The 22,999-nt window shown below is 68.8% G+C and carries 16 protein-coding genes; 10 read left to right on the top strand and 6 right to left on the bottom strand.

Going from position 1 to position 22,999, the window contains the following annotated elements; genetic code table 11:
• Positions 1-1,555, top strand: a 1,555-nt coding sequence (locus tag E3O60_RS00160) for a DEAD/DEAH box helicase (protein ID WP_241993177.1), incomplete at its 5' end; no start/stop codon positions are given.
• Positions 1,556-1,785: 230 nt separating this feature from the next.
• On the opposite strand, the gene E3O60_RS19025 is transcribed toward E3O60_RS00160, so the two are convergent.
• Both E3O60_RS19025 and E3O60_RS19020 read right to left on the bottom strand, forming a co-directional pair.
• The gene (locus E3O60_RS19025; protein ID WP_370291383.1) at positions 1,786-2,199 is read right to left on the bottom strand and encodes a hypothetical protein; all 414 of its coding nucleotides are present in this window, start codon (positions 2,197-2,199) and stop codon (positions 1,786-1,788) included.
• A gap of 25 nt (positions 2,200-2,224) precedes the next feature.
• Positions 2,225-2,605, bottom strand: coding sequence for a substrate-binding domain-containing protein (locus E3O60_RS19020; RefSeq protein ID WP_370291381.1), 381 nt, complete (start codon positions 2,603-2,605; stop codon positions 2,225-2,227).
• Positions 2,606-2,702: 97 nt separating this feature from the next.
• On the opposite strand from E3O60_RS19020, the gene E3O60_RS00150 reads away from it, so the two are divergent.
• The 8 genes from E3O60_RS00150 (at position 2,703) to pip (ending at position 12,472) form a co-directional block, all read left to right on the top strand.
• The gene (locus E3O60_RS00150; protein WP_134480202.1) at positions 2,703-3,326 is read left to right on the top strand and encodes a hypothetical protein; all 624 of its coding nucleotides are present in this window, start codon (positions 2,703-2,705) and stop codon (positions 3,324-3,326) included.
• Positions 3,327-3,500: 174 nt separating this feature from the next.
• Positions 3,501-4,157, top strand: coding sequence for a YcnI family protein (locus E3O60_RS18760; protein WP_134409382.1), 657 nt, complete (start codon positions 3,501-3,503; stop codon positions 4,155-4,157).
• A gap of 8 nt (positions 4,158-4,165) precedes the next feature.
• The gene (locus E3O60_RS00140) at positions 4,166-4,813 is read left to right on the top strand and encodes a copper resistance CopC family protein (protein ID WP_241993176.1); all 648 of its coding nucleotides are present in this window, start codon (positions 4,166-4,168) and stop codon (positions 4,811-4,813) included.
• 178 nt (positions 4,814-4,991) lie between these two features.
• Positions 4,992-7,031, top strand: coding sequence for a DNA helicase RecQ (gene recQ, locus E3O60_RS00135; protein ID WP_134480200.1), 2,040 nt, complete (start codon positions 4,992-4,994; stop codon positions 7,029-7,031).
• A 213-nt stretch (positions 7,032-7,244) separates the two neighbouring features.
• Positions 7,245-9,353 (top strand): acyl-CoA dehydrogenase, encoded by a 2,109-nt coding sequence (locus tag E3O60_RS00130; RefSeq protein WP_134496735.1) that lies wholly within the window; start codon positions 7,245-7,247, stop codon positions 9,351-9,353.
• A gap of 163 nt (positions 9,354-9,516) precedes the next feature.
• Complete coding sequence (locus E3O60_RS00125) at positions 9,517-10,479, top strand: ABC transporter ATP-binding protein (protein WP_088457353.1); 963 nt, start codon at positions 9,517-9,519, stop codon at positions 10,477-10,479.
• Positions 10,476-11,303, top strand: a complete 828-nt coding sequence (locus E3O60_RS00120) for an ABC transporter permease subunit (protein ID WP_088457352.1) — start codon at positions 10,476-10,478, stop codon at positions 11,301-11,303. Before E3O60_RS00125 ends, E3O60_RS00120 begins: the two co-directional genes overlap by 4 nt.
• 212 nt (positions 11,304-11,515) lie before the next feature.
• Positions 11,516-12,472 (top strand): prolyl aminopeptidase, encoded by a 957-nt coding sequence (gene pip, locus E3O60_RS00115; protein ID WP_088457351.1) that lies wholly within the window; start codon positions 11,516-11,518, stop codon positions 12,470-12,472.
• Between the two features lie 21 nt (positions 12,473-12,493).
• Here the strand turns inward: pip and E3O60_RS00110 are convergent, their stop codons facing one another.
• From E3O60_RS00110 to E3O60_RS00095, 4 genes are all read right to left on the bottom strand, one after another.
• Positions 12,494-13,444, bottom strand: coding sequence for a hypothetical protein (locus E3O60_RS00110; protein WP_134480198.1), 951 nt, complete (start codon positions 13,442-13,444; stop codon positions 12,494-12,496).
• 24 nt (positions 13,445-13,468) lie between these two features.
• Positions 13,469-14,731: a DUF1972 domain-containing protein gene (locus E3O60_RS00105; protein WP_134480196.1), complete on the bottom strand. Its 1,263-nt coding sequence runs from the start codon at positions 14,729-14,731 to the stop codon at positions 13,469-13,471.
• Between the two features lies 1 nt (position 14,732).
• Complete coding sequence (locus tag E3O60_RS00100; RefSeq protein ID WP_088457348.1) at positions 14,733-16,298, bottom strand: sugar transferase; 1,566 nt, start codon at positions 16,296-16,298, stop codon at positions 14,733-14,735.
• A gap of 334 nt (positions 16,299-16,632) precedes the next feature.
• A complete protein-coding gene (locus E3O60_RS00095) occupies positions 16,633-18,321 on the bottom strand; it encodes an FAD-dependent oxidoreductase (RefSeq protein WP_088457347.1) in 1,689 nt (562 codons plus the stop codon).
• Positions 18,322-18,609: 288 nt separating this feature from the next.
• Between E3O60_RS00095 and E3O60_RS00090 the strand changes: the two genes are divergently transcribed.
• Positions 18,610-22,999, top strand: a 4,390-nt coding sequence (locus E3O60_RS00090; RefSeq protein WP_241993175.1) for a DUF4082 domain-containing protein, incomplete at its 3' end; no start/stop codon positions are given.

The raw sequence follows: 22,999 nt of genomic DNA, 5'->3' as shown, positions 1-22,999 counted from the left end.
TGACCGTCCGTCGTACAACAACGACCGCCCGTCGTACGGTGACCGTGCCCCGCGCACCGATCGCCCCGCCTATAACGACCGCAACAGCGACCGTCCGGCCCGCACCGAGCGTCCGTCCTACAACAGCGACCGTCCGGCCCGCACGGAGCGTCCGTCCTACGGCGATCGCCCCGCCCGCACCGACCGCCCGTCGTACAGCAACGACCGTCCGGCCCGTGGCGAACGTCCCGCGTACGGCAATGACCGCGCGGCCCGCAACGACCGTTCCAACGACGGCGGCCACTCCAGCAACTTCTACCCCGACCGCGACTCCAAGCCCAAGTTCGCCGCCGGCGACGACGTGGTGCTCGAGCGCCTCGAGGCCATCGCCACGACCGCAGAAGATGTTGTCGGCGTGACGTTCGGCGACCTCGGGCTCGGTGGCAACATCGTGCGCGAGCTCGCTCTCCTCGGCGCTCCGTCCCCGTTCCCGATCCAGGCCGCGACCATCCCCGATGTGCTCGCCGGCCGTGACGTGCTCGGCCGCGGCAAGACCGGCTCCGGCAAGACCATCGCGTTCGCCGCTCCCATGATCGAGAAGCTCATGGAGAACAACGGCGCCAAGGACCGCAAGATGGCCCGCAAGCCCCGCGCGCTGATCCTGGCCCCCACCCGCGAGCTGGCCCTGCAGATCGACCGCACCGTGCAGCCCATCGCGCGCAGCGTCGGCCTCTTCACCACCCAGATCTACGGCGGCGTTCCGCAGTACCGCCAGGTCAGCGCCCTCCAGCGCGGCGTGGACATCATCATCGGCACCGCCGGCCGCATCGAGGACCTCGTCGAGCAGGGTCGTCTCGACCTGTCCGAGGTTGTCATCACAGTCCTCGACGAGGCCGACTACATGTGCGACCTGGGCTTCCTCGAGCCGGTTCAGCGCATCCTGCGCCTCACCAAGAAGGGCGGCCAGCGTCTGCTGTTCTCGGCCACCCTCGACAAGGGCGTCGCCTCGCTGGTCAAGGAATTCCTGACCAACCCGGCCGTGCACGAGGTCGCCGGAGAAGACCAGGCCTCCAGCACGATCGACCACAAGGTCCTCCTCATCGAGCACCGCGACAAGGCCTCCATCATCGGCCAGCTTGTCGACCGCCAGGGCAAGACGCTCATCTTCAGCCGCACCCGCGCCTACGCCGAGCAGCTCGCCGACCAGCTCGAGGACGCCGGCGTCAAGGCCACCAGCCTGCACGGCGACCTCAACCAGGCCCGCCGTACCCGCAACCTGCAGATGCTCACCAGCGGTCGCGTCAATGTTCTCGTCGCCACGGACGTCGCCGCCCGCGGCATCCACGTCGACGACATCGACCTGGTCATCCAGGCCGACATGCCCGACGAGTACAAGACCTACCTGCACCGCGCCGGCCGCACCGGCCGCGCCGGCAAGTCCGGTACCGTCGTCACGCTGATCCCCAAGCAGCGTCGTCGTCGCATGGAAGACCTGCTCGACCGGGCCGAGATCGACTCCAGCTTCACCTCGGCCACGCCGGGCGACGCCTCGATCACCGCTCTGGCGAACCTGTAACACCAGCGCACAACCGGCAGGGCATCCGTTTCGGCGGGTGCCCTGCCGGCGGTTAACCGGCGCGCGAATCCGTCGCGCACGATCGGGGATGCGGTACGGTTTTGTCGTTCGCGTGCTCCCTCACAATTCGGGTTTGTGACAGCGCGCGCGAGCACAGGATGTCTGTGGGGCATCCGCGCGGTGCTCCACAGATATCCGCCCGGCCTGGTCAGCGGGGGCGGATGCGCGGCTCAGCGGATGCTTGCGACGGCCTCGAGCACCCGGTCAGAAAAGTCAGCGGACAGCGGCGCCGAACCCGCGCTCTCTGCGGCGGCGGCCTGACCCTCCGGGCTGGCCATGTACGCCAGGTAGGCCGCGACGAGCTCGGCCTGGTCGGCGTCGGGATAGTCTTCGCAGGCGATCAGGTAGCTCACGAGCACCAGCGGGTACACGCCGGGGGCCGTGGAGGTGCGGTCGACATCCACCACCAGGTCGTAGGGGTTGTCCCGCGCCACCAGGGGCGAGGCGTCGATGACGGCCGCGGCGGCCTCGGTGGAGAAATCGACGAACTCGTCGCCCACCTGCAACGCCGCGACAGAGAGGTCACCGACCCTGGACGCATCCGCGTAGCCGATGGTGTTGTTGCCGTTGGCGACGGCGCTCACGACGCCGGAGTTGCCTTGGGTGCCCTCACTTCGTCGTGCCCGAATCGTCCGAGCGATGCACCGCGGAGATCTGTTCGGCGGGCAGGGTGGCGTCGGGGTTCAGGTCGACGAGGGCGGGGTCGTTCCACCGCGTGATCGCACCGGAGAAAATGTTCGCGATCGCCGACGGATCCAGGCGCAGGGTGTCCACGCCATCGACGTTGTAGACCAACACCGACGGTGACACGTAGACGGGCAGGTCGATGGCGGCGGACCCCGGCGCGCTCGACCCGGCACCGTCCAGCGTGCCGGCCAGAGTGCTCGTCTCGTCACCGGATTCGTTGGCGGCGCAACCCGACAGGAGCAGGGCGGCCACCGCGATCGACGTGCCGAGGGAAAATGCCGGGTGCCTGTCTGGTGCCAGCACTGTTCCCATTCTGCCCGACCGGAGCCGCGTGTTCTCCGAGAGGCAGCTGAACGGCGCGGTCCTGATAGATTCGAGGAACCGTGACAAAGGGAGAATCATGACCACACGCTGGGCGCGCTTCGCCCGTGGGTGGATCGTCGCGGCCGTCTCCACGTTTGTTGCCGCGTTGTCGCACACCGTGGGTGGCGGAGCCGTGCCCGGCCTGTTGGCCGTGGTCGTGTCCCTGGCTTTCGCCGGGATCGTCTCCATCGCCCTGTCCGGCCGCACCCTGTCCACCTGGCGACTCACCGCGGCGGTGCTGCTGAGTCAACTCGTCTTCCACGGGCTGTTCTCCTTCGGCAGCGCGGGCGGCGCCCTGGTGACCACGGATGCGGCAACCGCGCACGCCCACAGCGCGGGCAGCGTCGCCGTGCTGGTGCCATCATCGATGCAGGCCGGCACCATGTCCGGCGCCGACCACGGGCTGATGATGACCGGGGCCCACGTCCTCGCCGCCGTGGTGACCGTCCTGGCGCTCCGCTTCGGCGAGCGGGCCTTCTGGGGTCTGTTCAGCACCGCGACGGTGGCCCTGAAGGCCCTCGTGCGGATCCTCGTGCTCACCCCGATCCCGAACATCCCCCAGACGATCTCGGCGTCCTCGGCCGCTCTGCCGCCCCGCGACCTTCTCGTCCTGCTGAGTCCGATGCGGCATCGTGGGCCGCCGGTGCACCTGTTCGCCTGAGCGTCACGCTCGGCCACCTTCAGTCTTCGCACCTCTTATATATATGTCGACCCATCCGTCGGCCGCCCCGTCGAATTTTCGTACCGAGCCCCGCCATGCCTGTCGGCCCCGCGCGGGCCGCGGCCACGATTCGACCACTCGCGTGTCGACCGGCCACCAACCCAAGGACCCATCATGAAGCTCTCCACGCCCGTCTTCTCCGCCACCGCCCTTCTCGGAGCCGGCCTGCTCGCCCTGTCAGCGCCGCTGGCCGCCAGCGCCCACGTCGATGTCGAACCGTCGTCGACCGCCGCCGGCTCCTACAGCCTGCTCACCTTCTCGCTCGGCCACGGCTGCGACGGGTCGGCCACCACCGGCATCACCATCGACATCCCCGACACCATCACCAGCGTCACCCCCACCATCAACCCGGGCTGGGACATCACGCCGCTCACCGACGGCCAGGTCACCTACACGGCTCTCACCCCGCTCGCCGACGGCCTCCGCACCACCTTCGTACTCAGCCTGCAGATCCCCGAGGACGCCGCCGTCGGCGACACGCTGGCGTTCCCCGTGCTTCAGTCTTGCGAGGTCGGGGAGACCGACTGGTCAGAGACGGTCGTCGAGGGCGAGGCCGAACCGGCCCACCCGGCCCCGTCGCTCACCGTCACCGAGGCCGGCGCAGAGTCCGGCCACGGTCACAATGCCGCTGCCGCAGCGGATGGCGCCCCCGCGACCGAGCCGATCGCCACCGACGATGTGCTGGCCCGGTTGCTCGGCATCGGCGGTCTCATCGTCGGCGCCGTCGGCCTCGTGGTCGCCGTCGCCGCCCGCCGCAAGAACGCCGCATAGAGCTCCCCATGGCACCCATCCGAAACAGCCGCCGGCACGCCCGCATGCTGAAGCGGTCGGCGCTGGCCGGGGCCGTGCTGGCCGTCGCCAGTCTCGGCGCCACGGCCGCCCCGGCGTTTGCGCACAACTACCTGGTCGGCTCGACACCGGCGGCGGGTTCGATCGTCACCGAGCAGCCCGGGACCGTATCGATCACCACCAACGACAACCTGCTCGACCTCTCGGGCCAGGGCGAGGGCAGTGTCATCCAGGTCACCGGCCCGGCCGACGCGCCGAGATACTACGGCGACGGCTGTTCGACGATCGCCGGGCCCACCCTCGAAACCGCGGTGCAGCTCGGCCAGCCGGGGGAGTACACGGTGACCTGGCAGGTCGTGTCGACCGATGGGCATCCGATCTCGGACACCTTCACCTTCACCTGGCAGCCCAACGCGGCCCAGGTGCTGAACGAGGGTTCCGCGACCGCGCCCGAGTGCGCCACCGCTGGTTCAGGCCAGACCGGACCGGCCAATTCCGAAGCGGCCGGCGCCGACGCCGCGGAGTCCGGCTCGGCGGTCGACGTCACCGACCTGCTTTGGATCGGCGGAGCGCTCGTGGCAATCCTCGCCGCGATCGGTGTGACGCTCCTGCTGCTGCGCCGTCCCACCCCGAAATAGCCATCACCCCATCCCGCAGTAGGTCAGGCAATTTCGCGAGAGCGGTGGAACGGTCACCTCGGGTGCTCCGAAGCAACCACACCACCGCTTTTGCGAGAGCTGCGGGCGGGCCGTGGCATCCATCCACAATGCCGCCGCCCCGGCCAGTGGCGTCGGTGGGCGCGGGTAGAGTTGGCGGGTGAGTTGGAACGCCGAGATACCGTGGGATCCTGACGAGTTCGAGCCGCCGGACGACTTCGATGCCCCACCGCCCCCAGACCCCTACGGTCAGGGTGGCTTCGCCACGCCCGCGTCGGCCGCCGCCGGCCCGGCCGGCTCCGGTCCCGTCGATTTCGGCCCGCCCGCCGGCGGCGCAACGCTGCTCGCCCCGCCGCCGCCCAAGCGGGCCACCGCCAAGTTCGGCACCGCCGCCGAGGCGCTGCACACGGTCTTCGGCTACGACTCGTTCCGTGGTGAGCAGGCCCAGATCATCGACCAGCTCATCGGTGGCGGCGACGCCGTCGTGCTGATGCCCACCGGTGGCGGCAAAAGCCTCTGCTACCAGATCCCGTCGCTCGTGCGCGAGGGCACCGGCATCGTCATCTCCCCGCTGATCGCACTCATGCAAGACCAGGTGGATGCGCTCACCCTCGTCGGCGTGCGCGCCGCGTTCCTCAACTCCAGCCAGGACTCCGCCGCCCGCAACCAGGTCGAACGTGACTACCTCGCCGGCAACCTCGACCTGCTCTACGTCGCCCCCGAGCGATTGAGCAACGAGGCCACCAAGCGGTTCCTCGATCGCGGCACCATCGCCCTGTTCGCCATCGACGAGGCGCACTGTGTCTCCCAGTGGGGCCACGACTTCCGCCCGGACTATCTCGCGCTTTCCGAGCTCGCCGACCGCTGGCCCGATGTGCCCCGCATCGCGCTCACCGCCACGGCCACCGACGCCACCCACAAGGAGCTCACCGAGCGCCTGCAGATGGGCGAGGCGCAGCACTTCGTCGCCAGCTTCGACCGGCCCAATATCCAGTACCGCATCGTCGGCAAGAACGAGCCGCGCAAGCAGCTGCTCAACTTCATCAAGACCGAGCACCCCACCGACGCCGGCATCGTCTACGCGCTCAGCCGCAAGACCGTCGAGCAGACCGCCGAGTTCCTGCGCGCCAACGGCCTGAACGCCTATCCGTACCATGCCGGCCTCGACCAGGGCCTGCGCGCCCGCACCCAGTCCAGGTTCCTCCGCGAAGAGGGCGTCATCATCGTGGCGACCATCGCGTTCGGCATGGGCATCGACAAACCGGATGTGCGCTTCGTCGCGCACATCGACCTGCCCAAGTCCGTCGAGGGCTACTACCAGGAAACCGGCCGTGCTGGCCGCGACGGCCTGCCATCCACCGGCTGGCTCGCCTACGGCCTGCAGGACGTCGTGCAGCAGCGCCGCATGATCGACGAGTCGCCGGGGGACCTCTCGCACCGCCGCAAGATGAGCGCGCACCTGGACGCCATGCTCGCGCTCTGCGAGACCGTGCACTGCCGGCGGGTCAACCTGCTGCGCTACTTCGGCCAGGCCAGTGAACCGTGCGGCAACTGCGACACCTGCCTCACGCCGCCGGAGGCCTGGGACGGCACCGTTCCCGCCCAGAAACTGCTCTCCACGATCGTGCGCCTGCTGCGCGAACGCAACCAGCGCTTCGGCGCCGGCCAGCTCATCGACATCCTGCGCGGCAAGACCACCCCGCGCACCACCCAGCACAACCACGACCAGCTGGCCACCTGGGGCATCGGCGCCGACCTCACCGACCAGCAGTGGCGGGGAGTCGTGCGGCAGCTGCTCGCGCAGGGGTTCATCGCCACCTCCGGCGAATACGGCACCCTGATCCTCACCGAGGCCGCCGCAGAGGTGCTCGCCGGCAACCGCCCCGTGCAGCTGCGCAGCGAACCCGACAAGCCCGTGAAGCGCACCCCCGCTGCCCGCGCCGCCACCGCCAAGGCCGGCCTCGCCGAGCTCAGCAGCGAGCAGGAGGCGCTGTTCCAGGCCCTGCGTGCCTGGCGCAGCACCACCTCACGCCAGCAGGGCGTTCCCGCCTACGTGGTTTTCGGCGATGCCACCCTGGTGGCCGTCGCGGCGGCGAAACCGCGCACGCTGGCGGACCTCGACGGCATCACCGGCGTCGGTGCGAAGAAGCTCGAGTCTTACGGCGAGGCCCTGCTCGAGGTCGTCGCAGCGAACGCTTGACCCACCCGGATCGACGGGGGTGGCGGAGCTCATCCGCCGCCCCTTTTGTGGGCCTTGGTAGGTTGAGTCGCCCCCTTGTTGTAGAAGAGCTACAGTCCGAGTGCGCCGCGCCGCGCCCTTCTTTGTAGCCCCGTCACGCACTATTTCCGCACTCGGCGCCCCCGATCTAACGTGGTCGAACACTCGACTTCCGCGCCGACGTTAGGACCAATGATGGTTGACACTGCCCAGCGCTCCACTCCCGCCCGGCCCGACGCGGTCGGCACCGACACCCGCACCGACACCGGGCCCGTCCGGGTCGCCGGCGACCCGCTCGCCCCGCGCATCGACCTGCCCGCCCTGTCGCGAACCCTGCTCGGCACCTGGGCCGATGTGCGGCTGAAGGCCCGCGAGCTCACCGCCCGCCCTGACCTGCAGCGCATCGAGGGGCAGTCCATGGCGGACCACCGCCTGCGGGTGCTCGGTCAGCTCAAGATCCTCGCCGACAACGGCCACGTGCACCGGGCCTTCCCGAGTTCGCTCGGCGGTTCGGATGACCACGGCGGCAACATCGCCGGATTCGAGGAGCTCGTCACGGCCGACCCGAGCCTGCAGATCAAGGCCGGTGTGCAGTGGGGGCTGTTCGGCGCCGCGGTGCTACACCTGGGAACCACCGTGCATCACGAAACCTGGCTGCCCGACATCATGTCCCTCGCAGTGCCCGGCGTCTTCGCGATGACCGAGACCGGCCACGGGTCGGATGTCGCCGCCATCGGCACTACCGCCACCTTCGACGTGGCCACCGGCGAGTTCGTTGTGCACACCCCGTTCCGGGCGGCCTGGAAGGACTACCTCGGCAACGCCGCCATCGACGGCACCGCCGCCGTGGTCTTCGCTCAACTGATCAGCCTGGGCGTCAACCACGGCGTGCACGCCTTCTACGTGCCGCTCCGCGACTCCACCGGGGCGTTCCTGCCCGGCATCGGCGGCGAGGACGATGGCCTCAAGGGCGGCCTGAACGGTATCGACAACGGCCGGCTGCACTTCGACCAGGTGCGCATCCCGCGCACCAACCTGCTCAACCGGTACGGCGATGTCGCCGTCGACGGCAGCTACTCCAGCCCGATCGGCAGCCCCGGCCGGCGCTTCTTCACCATGCTCGGCACCCTCGTGCAGGGCCGGGTGTCCCTCGACGGCGCCGCCACCCAGGCCTCCGCCCTGGCGCTCACCATCGCCATCCGCTACGGCAGCGAACGCCGCCAGTTCACCGCCGGCAGCGAGACCGATGAAGAGGTCATCCTCGACTACCAGCGCCACCAGCGCCGCCTCATCCCGCGCCTGGCCACCGCCTACGCGCAGACCTTCGCGCACGACGAGTTCCTGGTCAAGTTCGACCAGGTGTTCAGCGGCGCCGCGGCGACGGATATCGACAGGCAGGACCTGGAAACCCTCGCAGCGGCCCTCAAGCCGCTGTCCACCTGGAACGCCCTGGACACTCTGCAGGAGTCCAGGGAGGCCTGCGGCGGCGCCGGTTTCCTCGCCGAGAACCGCTTCGTCGGGCTGCGCGCCGACCTCGATGTCTACGCCACCTTCGAAGGCGACAACAACGTTTTGCTGCAGCTGGTGGCCAAGCGTCTGCTCACCGACTACAACCGCAAGTTCGCCGGCGCGGATGCCGGAGCGATGGCCAGGTACGTGGTGCAACAGACCGCGGGGCGCGCCTACCATGGCACCGGCCTGCGCACACTCGGCCAGTCCGTCGCCGACTTCGGCTCCACGGCGCGCAGCGTCGGAGCGCTGCGGGAGACCGGAACCCAACGAGCCCTGCTCACCGACAGGGTCGAGACCATGATCGCCGCCATCGCCCAGTCGTTGCGGAACGCCAGCAAGCTGCCCAAGAAGGAGGCGGCCGCTCTCTTCAATTCCCACCAGAACGAGCTGATCGAGGCGGCCCGCGCCCACGCGGAGCTTCTCCAGTGGGAGGCGTTCACCCGCGCTGTCGAGACGACCACCCACGCGGGCACCCGGCAGGTGCTCACCTGGCTGCGCGACCTGTTCGGCCTGCGCCTGATCGAGGAACATGCGGCCTGGTACCTCATCAACGGACGGCTCTCCGGCAAACGGGCGTTGGCGGTCACGGCGTACATCGACCGCATCATCTCCAGGCTGCGGCCGCACGCTCTCGACCTCGTCGACGCGTTCGGTTACGCCCCCGAACACCTGCGGGCACCGATCGCCACCGGGGCCGAACGCGAACGCCAGGTCGAGGCCCGCGCCTACTACCGCGCACAGCGGGCCGCCGGCACCGCCCCCGTCCCCGAAAAACCGGTCCGCCGCCCCTGACCCGCCGGCCCTGCCCGGTCCGGTCCGGTCCGGCCAGAGGATGAGGGGCGGCGCCCCGTAACCATCCGCTCGACGGATGCGGGCGCCCGGTCCGGCGTCATACTCTCGTCTGTGGGGTCGACGCGGCATGCGTTCCGTCCCCGCCGACGGGAAGAGGAACCGGATGATTCAGGCACAGTCCCTGACCAAACGCTACGGAAGCAAGACCGCGGTCGACGCCGTCGACTTCACAGTGCAGCCCGGCCGGGTGACGGGGTTCCTGGGCCCGAACGGGGCCGGCAAGTCCACCACCATGCGTATGATCGTGGGCCTGGACCGGCCCAGCCACGGCTCGGTCACCGTCAACGGCAAGCAATACCGCGAGCACAAGGCGCCCCTGCGTGAAGTGGGGGTGCTGCTTGACGCCAAGGCCATCCACACCGGCCGCAGCGCCTACAACCACCTGCTCGCCATGGCTGCGACACACTCCATTCCGGCCAGCCGGGTCAAGCAGGTCATCGAACTCACCGGACTCGACTCCGTCGCCCGCAAGCGCGTCGGCGGTTTCTCGCTCGGCATGGGCCAGCGTCTCGGCATCGCCGCGGCGCTGCTCGGCGACCCGGCCACGCTGATCCTCGATGAACCCGTCAACGGGCTCGACCCCGAGGGCGTGCAGTGGGTGCGCCATCTGGTGCGCCACCTCGCCGCCGAGGGCCGCACAGTCCTGCTCTCCTCCCACCTGATGAGCGAGATGGCCGTCACCGCGGACCACCTCATCGTGCTCGGCCGCGGCAAGGTCATCGCGGATGCCCCGGTGGCCGAACTGATCGGCGCCGCCACGCGCAAGGTCGTGCGGGTACGCACCCCGTACGCGCCGGAGCTCGCCGCCCTGTTCCAGAGCGCCGACATCACCGTCACCCGCACCGAGGCAGACCTGCTCGAGATCGTCGGCATCACCGCCGCCGACATCGGCAACCAGGCCGCCCGTGCCGGCATTGCCCTGCACGAGCTGACGCCGATCAGCGCGTCCCTCGAGGAGGCCTACATGTCCCTCACCCAGAACGACGTGGAGTACCGCACCGGCGGCACCTCCGATGACCCCGCCGCCGAACACTCGGCTGCAGACCTTACGGAGAGTGTCCGATGACCACGATCGCCCCGGCCCCCGTCCGTGCCTTCGTCCCTTCCGGACCCGGCCTCAGTTTCGGTGGTGAACTGCGCTCGGAGTGGATCAAGCTCCGCACGGTGCGCTCCACCATCTGGTCGTACGCCACCGTCATCGTCATCTCCCTCGGCATGGCTGCACTCATGTCGGCCGCGTTGCCCACCGAGGGCGGTTCTCTGCCCGCGGCCGTGCAGACGAGCATGCTCGCCCAGGCCGCCACCTTCGGCGTCTTCTTCGGCCAGCTCGTCGTGGCGGTCCTCGGCGTGCTCGCGATCAGCGGCGAGTACAGCACGGGCATGATCCGGTCCAGCATCACCGCCGTTCCTCGGCGGCTGCCGATGTTGGCGGCCAAGGCCGTTGTGCTCTTCGTCTGTACCTTCGTGGTCGGCCTGATCAGCACCCTCGGGTCCTATCTCGTGGCCGCCCCGATCCTGGCCGGCAAGGAAATCACGGCCAGCCCGACCGACCCCGACCTGTTGCTCCCGTTGCTCGGCGGTGCGCTGTACCTCGCGCTGGTCGCCGTCTTCGCCCTGGGCGTCGGCGCCATGTTGCGCAGCAGCGCCGGCGGCATTTCCGCAGCCCTCGGCATCCTGCTGCTGCTGCCGATCGTGTTGTCGATGATCCCTGCCCAGTGGTTGGCGGACCTGCTCCCGTACCTGATCTCCAACGCCGGCCTGGCCATCTTCGGGCTCAACGGCTTCACCAGTGCCACTTTTGAGACCTGGCAGAATGTCCTCATCGTGCTCGGCTGGGTGGCCGTCTCGCTGGTCGGCGCCGCGGTGCTGCTCAAACGCCGGGACGCCTGACCTCCTCCCCGCGGTGGCCCGTGCAACCCGCGGCGGCCCGTGCCAGCTGCGGCGGCCCGTGATCTAACACGGGCCGCCGCACGTACGGCGGGCCGCGGCGCGTACTGCGGGCCGCGAGAGTCCGCGGCGGCCCGCGCGGTGGCCCCGGGCGATGGCGCGCCGGGCGGATGCGCCACCGGCCGGGACTGCGGCCCGGGCCGTAGGCTCGACATATGAGAGAGTTCTACCCCGAGATCGAACCGTACGACACCGGCATGCTCGAGGTCGGCGACGGCCACACCCTGTATTACGAGGTGTCCGGAAACCCGAACGGCAAGCCGGCCGTCTACTTGCACGGCGGGCCGGGCGGCGCGTCCAGCGCCACCCAGCGGCGGGTGTTCGACCCTGAGAAGTACCGCATCGTGCTGTTCGACCAGCGCGGCTGCGGCCGCAGCACCCCGCATGCCAGTGCGCCGGATGCCGACCTGACAGCCAACACAACCTGGCACCTGGTCGCCGACATCGAGCGTCTCCGCGAGCACCTCGACATCGACCGGTGGTTGGTCTGCGGCGGTTCCTGGGGCAGTTCCCTGGGGCTCGCCTACGCTGAAACACACCCAGAGAAGGTCACCGAACTCGTTCTGCGCGGCATCTTCACCCTGCGCCCGATCGAGCTGGACTGGTTCTACGAGGGGGGAGCCGCGGCCATTTACCCCGATCTGTGGGAGGGTTTCATCGCGCCGGTACCCGTCGACGAACGGGGACGGCTCATCGAGGCGTACAGCCGCCTGCTGCACGACCCCGATCAGTCAACCCGTGAACGCGCCGGTGTGGCCTGGTCCACTTGGGAGTCCTCCACCATCACCCTGCTGCAACAGCCGGAGACCATCGAGCGGTTCACCGAGCCGGCCTTCGCCGTGGCGTTTGCCCGCATCGAGAACCACTACTTCATGAACAAGGGCTGGTTCGAACCCGAGCAGCTGCTCCGTGACGCCGCCAAGCTCAAGGACATTCCCGGAGTCATCGTGCAGGGCCGCTACGACATGTGCACGCCGGCGTTCACCGCCTGGGCGTTGCATCAGGCCTGGCCGGAGGCCGACTTCCAGATGATCCCGGATGCCGGCCATTCCTTCGAGGAGCCCGGCATCCGCGCCGCTTTGCTCGACGCCACCGACCGCTTCGCGAACTAGCCTGCGGGGTCAAGATCGGCATCACCCGGCGGCCGTCTGTTCTGCGTGCACACGGTGACCGCCGGTACCGTGCGTGTCAGCGCCGATAGTCCGGAGCGCCGTCCCGGCACCGGCGGCGGTGCCACGCACGGCGGCGACCAGTAGCGCGCCCGGCCGACCCGCCCGGGAGCGGTGCCTCCCGTTGCGCAGCACGCTGACGGCGTACCCCGGGCTGGCTAGGAGCCACTGCACGATGTGACGCCGGCCGAGGTGACGTGCGGCGAATGTCAGCCGGCTGCGGCAGGCGGAGTAGACGTCTAGCGGCGACACCACTCCGGCGACCGGGAACGAACGGGTGCTCCGCACCGCGGTGACGTCGCTGTGCACCGCGAGGCAGCCGCCGGCGGCCACGCAACGCCAGGACAGATCGACGTCCTCCCACGAGCGGAAATGGCCCTCGTCGCATCCGTCCAGCCAATCCCAGAGGGAGGCGTGGATCATCAGGCACGCCCCGCTGAGCCAGCCTCCTGGCGCGGAACTATCCGCATCATCGGCCATCAGCGCGCGGCCACGACGGATGTCCACGGTGCCGCCGCCGAACCACAAGGAGCCATCCGTGCCGACGATGCGAGGGCTCAGGATGCGCTGGGGTTCTGCTGAGCAGCCCTGGGCCAGCGTGAGCATCCCCGGTTCGTCGATGCGCACGTCGGGGCTCAGTATCAACAGGCGATCACAGCCGTGCGATCGAAGCAGCCGCACCCCGGCGTTGACCGCGGCTCCGAAGCCGAGGTCGATTCCCGGCGCGATCAGCGTCCAGCCTTCGCGAGCGCACAACACCGTCGTCGCTTCGCGGTTGGCGAGCCCGCTGAAATTGTCGACGACGACGACCCGTCCGGTGCGCGCGCGCCGCCCGATTCCGACCAGATTGAGCTCGAGAAGATCGGGTTCGCCGTGGTTGACGACAACGATCCCCAGCTCAGCGGGCAGCGGCACCCGAACTCCGGTCCGCCGACATGGTCACAGAGCGCCTCGCGCCACGGTGGACGGCGGCCGCGCACCGGTGCGTCCTCTTCGGGGAGAGCGACCGGTGCGTCCCGGGCTTTTGCCCTGGGTGCTGTATCCGGAGACAAGGCGACGGGCGAGATCTTCGTAGCTGTCGGTGACGTGGCCCCAGTTGTACAGGGCGGCGGCGCGACGCTGCAGAGCCTCACTGACCTCCTGGGTGTGGTGGGGATTCAGCTCGGCGTCCTCGATCAGGGCCGCGAGAGTCCCGGCGTCCCGAAAATACGCTCCATACACGCCGAGCACGTCGCGGTTGAACCTGACATCCCAGGCGATTGCGGCTGTCCTGGCTCCCATCGCGCGCAGGAGCGACGGGTTCGTTCCCCCGACGGAATGGCCGTGCAGATAGCTGACCGAGTGGGCGTACAGCTGGTCGAGCTGGTCCTGGTCCCACAGCCTGCCGAGCAATCGCACCCGCGGGTCGTGGGCCAGGGCGGTGATTTTGCGCGCGTATGCGCCTGGATGCGGGGCGGAACCCACGACTACCAAGGGGAGAGCGGCACTGCTGCGCCGGTAGCCGTCGATGATCACGTCGACATGGTTCTCGGGCTCGAAGCGGGCCACAACGAGGTGATAACCATGGGGCCGCAGGCCCAATTCGGCCAGCCGCGTCGCCGGGGAATTCTGTAGGAGATGTGTCCCGTAGCCGATGAGCTCCGTGGGGATGGCGAACTCCGCGTGGTAATAGTCGACGATGCCCGGCGCGTCGGCGATGAGGGCGTCTGCCCATCGCACCGCCTGTTGCTCGGCCCAGCGGTAGTAGCGGCGGGCAGTCCCGCCCCACTTGTCCCGCTTCCACTCGAGGCCGTCGACATGCACGGTTGTCGGGATGCCGCGTCTGCGCAGGAACGGCACGAATGGTGCGTTCGCCGAGTTGAAGACGAACGCGGCATCCGGGCGCGACCCGGTGGCGGCGTGTGCCACCGAGAAAGCGGTGTGGCTGAGCGGTCCGAATGCGCCCAGACGCAGTGCCGGCAGATGCACGAGACGCATTCCCAGGTAGACGGTGGCCGGGGGGAGGTGGCCAGGCGCCGAGTTGCGGGAGCGGCAGTAGACCGTCACGGCGTGCCCACGATCGACCAGTCGACGGCCGACCTCCTCCACCGCTGTTTCGAATCCACCGAACGCGGCCGGGATGCCTCGGGTGCCGATCATCGCGATCCGGAGCGCCCCCACGTTCGAGGGGGTGACCGGATCGGTGTGGCCGGGGGCCGCCATGTCAGTAGGCCCCCAGGGGGCGGATGACGATCTTCACGGTTCGCCAGATGATCATCAGGTCGCCGGCCAGTGACCAGTTCTCGACGTAATAGAGGTCGAGGCGAACGCTTTCCTCCCAGCTGAGGTTGGAGCGCCCGTTGACCTGCCACATGCCGGTGAGACCGGGCTTGATGTACAAACGCCGGTGCATGTGCGACTCGTAGTTCTCGACCTCGGCGGGCAACGGTGGGCGCGGCCCGACGAGGCTCATCTGGCCGACCACGATGTTCCAGAGCTGCGGCAATTCGTCGAGGGAGTACTTGCGCAGGACCCGGCCCACCCGGGTGATGCGCGGGTCGCTGCGGATCTTGAAAAGCACCCCGGCGCCCTCGTTCTTGTCGAGCAACCCGGCCAGATCGTCTTCGGCCGTTCGCACCATCGAACGAATTTTGATCATGTGGAAGGTGCGGCCGTTGCGACCGACCCGCTCCTGCCGGAACAAGACGGGTCCTGGGCTGTCCAGCTTGACCAGGACCCCGATCACGAGGAGCAGTGGGCTGATCACCAGGAGCGCGGTGGCGCCGAGGGTGATGTCCAGAGCGCGCTTGAGCACGTGCTTGGCGCCGTCGTACTGGGGGATCTCGACGTGGATGAGGGGAAGGCCCTCGACCGGGCGGAAGTGGATGCGGGGACCGGCGACGTCGGTCAAGCGGCTCGACAGCACGAGCTCTGCCGAGGTCTTCTCGAGGTCCCAGCCCAGGTTGCGGATGAAGGTGTTTCCCAGGCTCGGATGCCCGGCCACGATCACGGCATCGACCCCCAACGACTGCGCCGCGGCGGCGACGTGAGCGAAATCGGACACCACGGGAACCCGGTGCCCGGCCGACGTGACGCTGGTCGTGTTCTCGTCCTCCAGCGCCGCCCCCACCACGTGATAGGCGGCGCCCGACTTGTCGTTGATCTGCCGCACGACGTATTCGATGTCGTCCCGGCCGCCGACGACGATGGCCCGGGCGAGGTAGTGACCGAACTTGCGTTGGTGGATGAGCCACTTGCGCCAGAGCCACCGCTCCAGGACCAGGGCCGCGACCCCGAGTGGCAGGGCGAAGACGAAGTACGCACGGGCGGTGTTGACCTGCAACAGCAGGAAGGCGATGGCGAGAAGACCGAAGGCCAGCGCACTGGCGTTGATGACGAGCTTGTACTCGGTGGCTCCCACCGCGACGACCCGCGGCGCCCTGGTACGGAAGGTGGACAGCGTGACGATCCAGGTTCCGATCACCAGTCCGATGACCGCCCAGGCCGACAGCGGGATCGGGGTCGTGTTCGCGATAGGGGTGCCCAACGCGAACCGAGCCAGGAAGGCGGCGGTGACGGCGGCGACGATCACCGCGGCGTCCGTGAGCTGGAGCTTGGTGCGGTACTGGCGTGCCCACGCCGCACCGGACAGGCCGCTGGCGGCGGCGGCCGTGGCCGTGTCCTGAACGTCAGGGACCGGGACCGTCGCGGGCCTGACCAGGCGTAACGGAGCGCGGTATCCGCGGGGGATCGCTTCGGTCAGCGGAGAACCCGGCTTGGGCGCGCTCATGTGTGACCGAAGCTTCCGGCCGCAGACCAGGCGTGCCCGGGGCCGGCTCGCCGGGCCGGGTTCGGGGGTTGAGATTTTCGGGGTCGACGGATCGGTCGACACGTCAAGGACGTATTCACGGAGATTCCCCTGCAGTTCGGGTTTACAGGTTCGTGCGGGAAGTGAAACGGGTACTGGGTGACGGAAATGTCGGATGGCGCGGGTGTGACGTTGTGGCGGGTGTCGCAGATGATCTCGTGAGTGAGCTGATATATCCTCAGCAACTCACGAGCTGACCATACCCTGCAATCAGATTTCGGCGCTGTGACCTGAAAGGGGGGTCAGGTTGCAACGGCTACGCGGCTTCGACCGGCCGAGGCGGGGCATCGGCAGCCGGCGCAGCCAACTCCTCGGAGAGGTGCCGCGCCAGTCTCACCGCCAGGCACACCGCAAGGAACGTCGGGTTGGCTTCGCCGGCGGTTCTGAAAACGCTGCTGGATGCGATGAAAAGATCGTCCATGCCGTGCACCTTGCAGTCGCTGTCGACCACACCGTCGCCTGGATCGGCGCTCATGCGGGTCGTGCCGATGTGATGGAATCCATCCGTTGCCTGAGCGAGCACCGAGGACACCCTCTGGTCCTCGGCGTCGAGGTAGACCACCCGACCGCGTCCGGATGCCCGCAACTGCTCGTCCAGGTACTGGTGCGCCGCGAGCACCGAGTCGAGGTCCTGCACCGCGTACCTGAAATCGATGTCCAGGCCCGGCTGGCCGTCGGCGCCCGTCGTCCCGTTGAGCCGGATCCTGGAATCCGGATTGGGCGTCTGCTCGGCGTGGAAGTGCAGCGCGTAGCTGCCCCCGGCGTTCCGCAGCAGGAAGCCGGGTTTTCGAACCGGTGAGAGGTAGCGCTTGCGGAGGATCGTTATCACGTCGGCCGCGGCGCGAAACGGCCGCTTCGCGATGTTCAGCAGATGAGGTGCGTACCGGCGCGGGCGCGGCCCGATGTGGCGCAGACGGATGCCCTCAGCCAGGATCCGCCGGCCCACCGGGGCCAGGGAGAGGGCGAGGAAGACCAGCGAGAGCGTCGCGTTGCGGTGCCCTTCCTCGTAGAACGGCGGGTTGTCGGCGTAGAAGCTGGTGTTCAACAGGTGTCTCTCGCGCTGGGTGCGCTCGGAGAACGTGAAGCGCCTACGGACGTAGGCATTGTGGTCGTCGAGGCTGAAATCGAGGTCGCGGATGTCCGCCGCGTCGGTGAGCTGGATGTTCGCGATGCTTCCCGTGAGATGACCCATGTAGTAGCGGCCCAGCGGTCCGTCGGCGCCACCGAAGTGGGAGGGCAGCCGGCGCTGCACGGTCAAGAGCAGTCGGGTGGTTTCCAGTCCTCCGCAGGCCAGGACGTACGTCGCGGCGCGTATCGCGAAGGTCTGGCTCTGGTGGAGCACCTGGAGGTGGGTGACGCCGGCGCCGTCAGGGTTGATGATGATGTCGGTGACGGTCGCTTCGCACAGCACCGAGATGCCGGGATGCGCGGCAACCCTGGAGCCGAGCCGGGCCGCCAGTTTGGGCTGTCGTGCCCAGCGTTCCAATTGCGAAAGGCTGACCTCTCCCAGGCCGGCCCAGTCCGCGGCGGCGCTCCGGAAGGTCGGTGCTCCGCAATCCAGGTAGGCTGCGGCGGCCGCTTCCGAAGGCAGCACGTCGGCTTGGCTCAGGGGCCAGCCGCTCCCGTCGACGTAGTCGCGGGTTTCGAAGTCGATCGCCTCGAAGCGCACACACCGGCCGCCCCACAACCAGGACGATCCGCCGAGCCCGCGTCGGGTTGCCTGTTCGATGGGTGCGTGCGTGGCGGGATCGAGCACATGCACCGGAGGACGTGCCGCCCGGGCCGCGGCATCCTCTTTGGCGGCTTGGGTCCCGGCGTCCAGGACGAGAACCCGGAGCCCGGCGTTCGCGGCCTCAAGGGCGAGGGAGAGGCCGACGGGTCCCGCTCCGACGACGCAGCAGTCATAGATTTCGGTGGGGGTGGGCGGTTCTGTGGTTATCGACATCGATACCCGCCTTCGGGACGGTTGGGGCGAGGCCCTCAGACAGGGGTCGGCCGTAGCGACAGAGCCCGAGTGCGGGCGCAGGCGAGTGAGCGATGCTCTCAGGCGGGTGAGATCGTTGCACCGATCCCGACGGTGCGCATCCCCGGTGAGCGGATTCGAACACCCCCCTTCGGGGGCGAGCGGGCCTATGGCCCCCGTGGCACTCTGTGCGGTGTGAGCGATACTCAGCTGTCACGCTGACTGCCGCCCGATCTCCCGTACTTTCGCACAGGCAATCAGAGGAGCACCGTGTCTAAACGTTTGCCCGTCGTCGACGGCCGAGCCGGAACCTCCACGTTCCTCCCGAGGTTCGGTTCCCTCGCCGCCAAGGCTCTGGCGACGGTCATCGTTGTCGTGAGCGGACTGTTGATCCCGCTCGGGGCGCTGCCGGCGAATGCGGCCGGATGCGGAACGGCACCCAACCCCATCGTGTGCGAGAACGCCCTTCCGGGGACCGCCGCGTCGGTGTGGGACATCAGCGGAGCCGGTGATCCGTCCATCCAAGGGTTCTCCACAGACATCAGCACCAACGTCGGCGGCACCGTAGGGTTCAAGATCGACACCAACGCCCGGGCGTACACGATTGCGATCTACCGCACCGGCTGGTATCAGGGCAACGGCGCCCGGAAGATCGCCGACGTCACACCGGCCGCGGCGCTCCCACAGAACCAACCCCAGTGCATCACCGAGGCCGCGACCGAGTTCTACGACTGCGGCAACTGGGCCCTGTCGGCATCCTGGCCGGTGCCCGCCGACGCGGTCTCCGGTGTGTACATCGCGCTGCTGACCCGTACCGACACCGGTGGCCAAAGCCACATCACCTTCGTCGTGAGGGACCAGGCCAGCACGTCGCAGGTCTTGTTCCAGACCTCCGACCCCACCTGGCAGGCCTACAACACCTATGGCGGCTCCGACTTCTACCAGGGCGCCGATAACGGCCGCGCCTACAAGGTCAGCTACAACCGGCCCGTCGCGACCCGTGGGGGGATCGACGGTCGCGACTTCTATTTCAGCAATGAGTATCCGGCAGTCAGGTTCCTGGAGAAGAACGGTTATGACGTCTCCTACTTCAGCGGCGTCGACACCGATCGTTTCGGGGCCAGCCTGAAGAACCACGAAGTCTTCCTCTCCGTCGGCCACGACGAGTACTGGTCAGGAGCCCAGCGCAAGAACGTGGAGGCCGCACGAGACGCCGGTGTGAACCTGCAGTTCCTGTCCGGCAACGAGGTGTACTGGCGGACCCGGTACGAGCCGTCCGCCGACAGCAGCGCAACGGCCTACCGCACCCTGGTGTCCTACAAGGAGACCTGGAGCCAGCGGAAGATCGACCCCTCCGCCGAGTGGACCGGTACCTGGCGTGACCCCCGGTTTGCGTCCTCGGCCAACGGTGGGGGCCTCCCCGAGAACGGGCTGACCGGCACGCAATACCAGTCCAATTACTCTGACCTCCCTGTCACGGTCTCGGCCGCTGAGGGCAAGACACGCCTGTGGCGGAACACCGGTTTGTCCAGCCTCGCGGCGGGAACCTCCGCGGCCTTGGCGCCGCACACCGTCGGCTACGAATCAAACGAAGACATCGACAACGGCTTCCGACCGGCCGGTCTGATCAGGCTGTCGACGACCACGGGATCGGTGCCGGAATACCTCACTGACTTCGGCAACACCGTCAGGCAAGGCAGCACGACGCACCATGTCACCCTCTACAAGGCACCGAGCGGGGCCCTCGTGTTCTCGGCCGGCAGCGTGCAGTGGACGTGGGGGCTCGACCGGGAGCACGACGGCCCCGGCGCACCGGCAGACGTGCGGATGCAACAGGCACAGGTGAACCTGCTGGCCGATATGGGTGCCACCCCCGCCACGTTGGCGGCCGGCCTGGTAGCCACGACAGCGAGCACCGATACCACCGCACCCTCTGTCACCGTCACCTCTCCCGCGGCAGGAACCGCCGTGCCCAACGGCGCCAGCACCACGATCAGTGGAACGGCCACCGACTCCGGCGGGGTCGTCGCCGGCGTCGAGGTCTCCACTGACGGCGGAACCAGCTGGAGCGCGGCGACAGGCACCTCGAACTGGTCGTACACCTACGTTCAACACGGCGTCGCCACCCAGAGCATCCGAATCCGGGCGATCGACGACAGCGCCAACTATCCGACCACGCCCACCACACTCGCCGTGACCGTCACCGGGCCGCACTCTGTATTCGGAGTCCAGGCTCCGGCCAAGCCCGACTCGCAGGACCCCAGCGCGGTCGAGCTGGGCCTTCGGGTGACACCGACGGAGAACGGAACGATCGACGGCATCCGGTTCTACAAGAGCACAGCCAACACCGGAACCCACACCGGATCGCTGTGGAGCTCCACCGGCACCCGCCTGGCGACCGCGACCTTCACGAACGAAACCGCGTCCGGATGGCAGACCGCCACTTTCGCCACCCCGGTAACCGTCACCGCTGGAACGACCTACGTTGCCTCATACTGGGCGCCGAGGGGCCGGTATTCAGCTGATGACGACCCCTGGGCCTACCGGGGAGTCACCCGTGCGCCCCTTGCCGTCGCGGGCGGCTTCGGCGCCCAACCGGCCAGCGTCTACAACACCAACGGCGACTTCCCGACCGACATCTACGGTCAGAGCAACTACTACGTCGATGCTGTGTTCACCCGGTCGGGCAACACCGCCCCCTCGGCGACGGCCCAGTCCCCTGGACCGGGTTCCTCCAGCGTCGCCCTCAACACGGCCATCAGCGCCACGATTTCCACAGAGGTCGTCGCCTCCTCCGTCGCCTTCACTGTGCGTAACGCGCAGGGCACGGCCGTCGCAGGCAGCACGAGCTACACGGCCGCCACCCGCGTCGCCACCTTCACGCCGAGCAGTGCGCTCGCCGAGGCCACCACGTATACCGTGACCCTGGCGGCCAGGGACGCCGCGGGGGCCGCGCTCAGCTCGGGCGGCACGTGGTCGTTCACCACTGTGCAGGCTGCCCCGGGCAGCGGATGCCCGTGCAGCCTGTACGACGACAGCACCACGCCCAGCGTGGTGACCGTCGCGGACAACCAAGCGGTGACCCTGGGCGTGCGCTTCTCCGCCCAGACCGCCGGACAGATCACCGGGATCAAGTTCTACAAGGGGCCCGGCAACACGGGCAGCCACACCGGCACACTGTGGGCCGCCGACGGAACCGTCCTCGCCTCGGGAACGTTCACCGCCGAGAGCACCTCCGGTTGGCAGACCCTGGTCTTCGGGTCGCCGGTGAGCATCCAGGCTGCCACGGAGTATGTCGCCGGCTATCGCACCACGGTCGGCCAATACTCCGCGACACCGGGCGGGTACTCCGCCGCGTACACGCGGGGTCCGCTCAGCGCGGGCGTCAACGCGGGCACCTTCAGCTACGCGGCCGGTTTCCCCACCAACCAAACCTCCACCGACTACCTCGTCGACGTGGTGTTCACCGGAGGAGGCGCGGCGGCCGTCGCGGTGTCCTCGACGACCCCCGCCGCCGGCGCAACCGGTGTCGCGGCGACCGCGACGGTGTCCGCGACCCTGACGGCCGCGCCCGCGTCCGGCACACCCTCCCTCTCCGTATCCGACGAGGCGGGCGCGGTTGCCGGTGCGTCGACTTACAACGCCTCCACTCGGGTCGTCACGTTCACCCCGGTGGCGGCGCTTCCGGCGGGCACGGCGCATTCCGCGGTCGTCTCCCTCGCCGGCGCCGCCCTCCCCGGTGGGTCCTGGTCGTTCACCACGGCCGCAGCACCCGGCACCGGCACCTCGTACAGCCTGCTCGGCAACCTCACCCCGGCGCAGGCCGCGTCACCCGACGACACCTCGCCGGTGGAACTGGGCATGTCCTTCAGTTCGGCCGAATCGGGCTCTGTCACGGCGATCCGGTTCTACAAGGGTTCGACGAACACCGGCACCCACACCGGGTCGCTCTGGTCGTCCACCGGCCAACGGCTGGCGACGGTGACCTTCACCAACGAGACGGCGTCAGGCTGGCAGACCGCGCAGCTGGCGACACCCGTGGTCTTGACCGCCGGCCAGACCTACGTGGTGTCCTACTTCGCACCCAACGGCCGCTACGCCTCCACGACAAACTTCTTCTCCACCCCGCGCACCGTCGGTCCCCTCACGGCCGGCACGGCAAACAACGGTCGATACCTGTATGCCTCGGCCGGAGGCTTCCCGACCAACACCTGGCAAGCCGCGAACTACTTCGTCGACGTGGTCTTCTCCACCTCCACGACCACTCCTCCGGCGGCGGTGACGGTGTCGTCGACCACGCCGGCGGCGGGTGCGACGAATGTCGCGGTGTCTGGTGCGGTGTCGGCGACCCTGTCGGCTGCTCCGGCTTCGGGCACTCCGACGTTGGCCCTGTCCAGCGCCGCGGGTCCGGTGGCGGGCACATCCGCTTACAACGCGACGACGAGGGTGCTGACGTTCACCCCGGCTGCAGCGCTGGCGGCGTCGACGTCGTACTCCGCGGCCGTGACGCTGGCAGGGGCCGCGGTATCCGGCGGGGCGTGGTCGTTCACCACGGCGGCCGCTCCGGCGGCGGTGACGGTGTCGTCGACCACGCCGGCGGCGGGTGCGACGAATGTCGCGGTGTCTGGTGCGGTGTCGGCGACCCTGTCGGCTGCTCCGG

The sequence above is a fragment of the Cryobacterium sp. TMB1-7 genome (genome assembly GCF_004402435.1).
Lineage (GTDB): Bacteria > Actinomycetota > Actinomycetes > Actinomycetales > Microbacteriaceae > Cryobacterium > Cryobacterium zongtaii.
The sequence above is the reverse complement of the archived record's forward strand: the minus strand, read 5'-3'. Positions and strand labels throughout refer to the sequence as shown.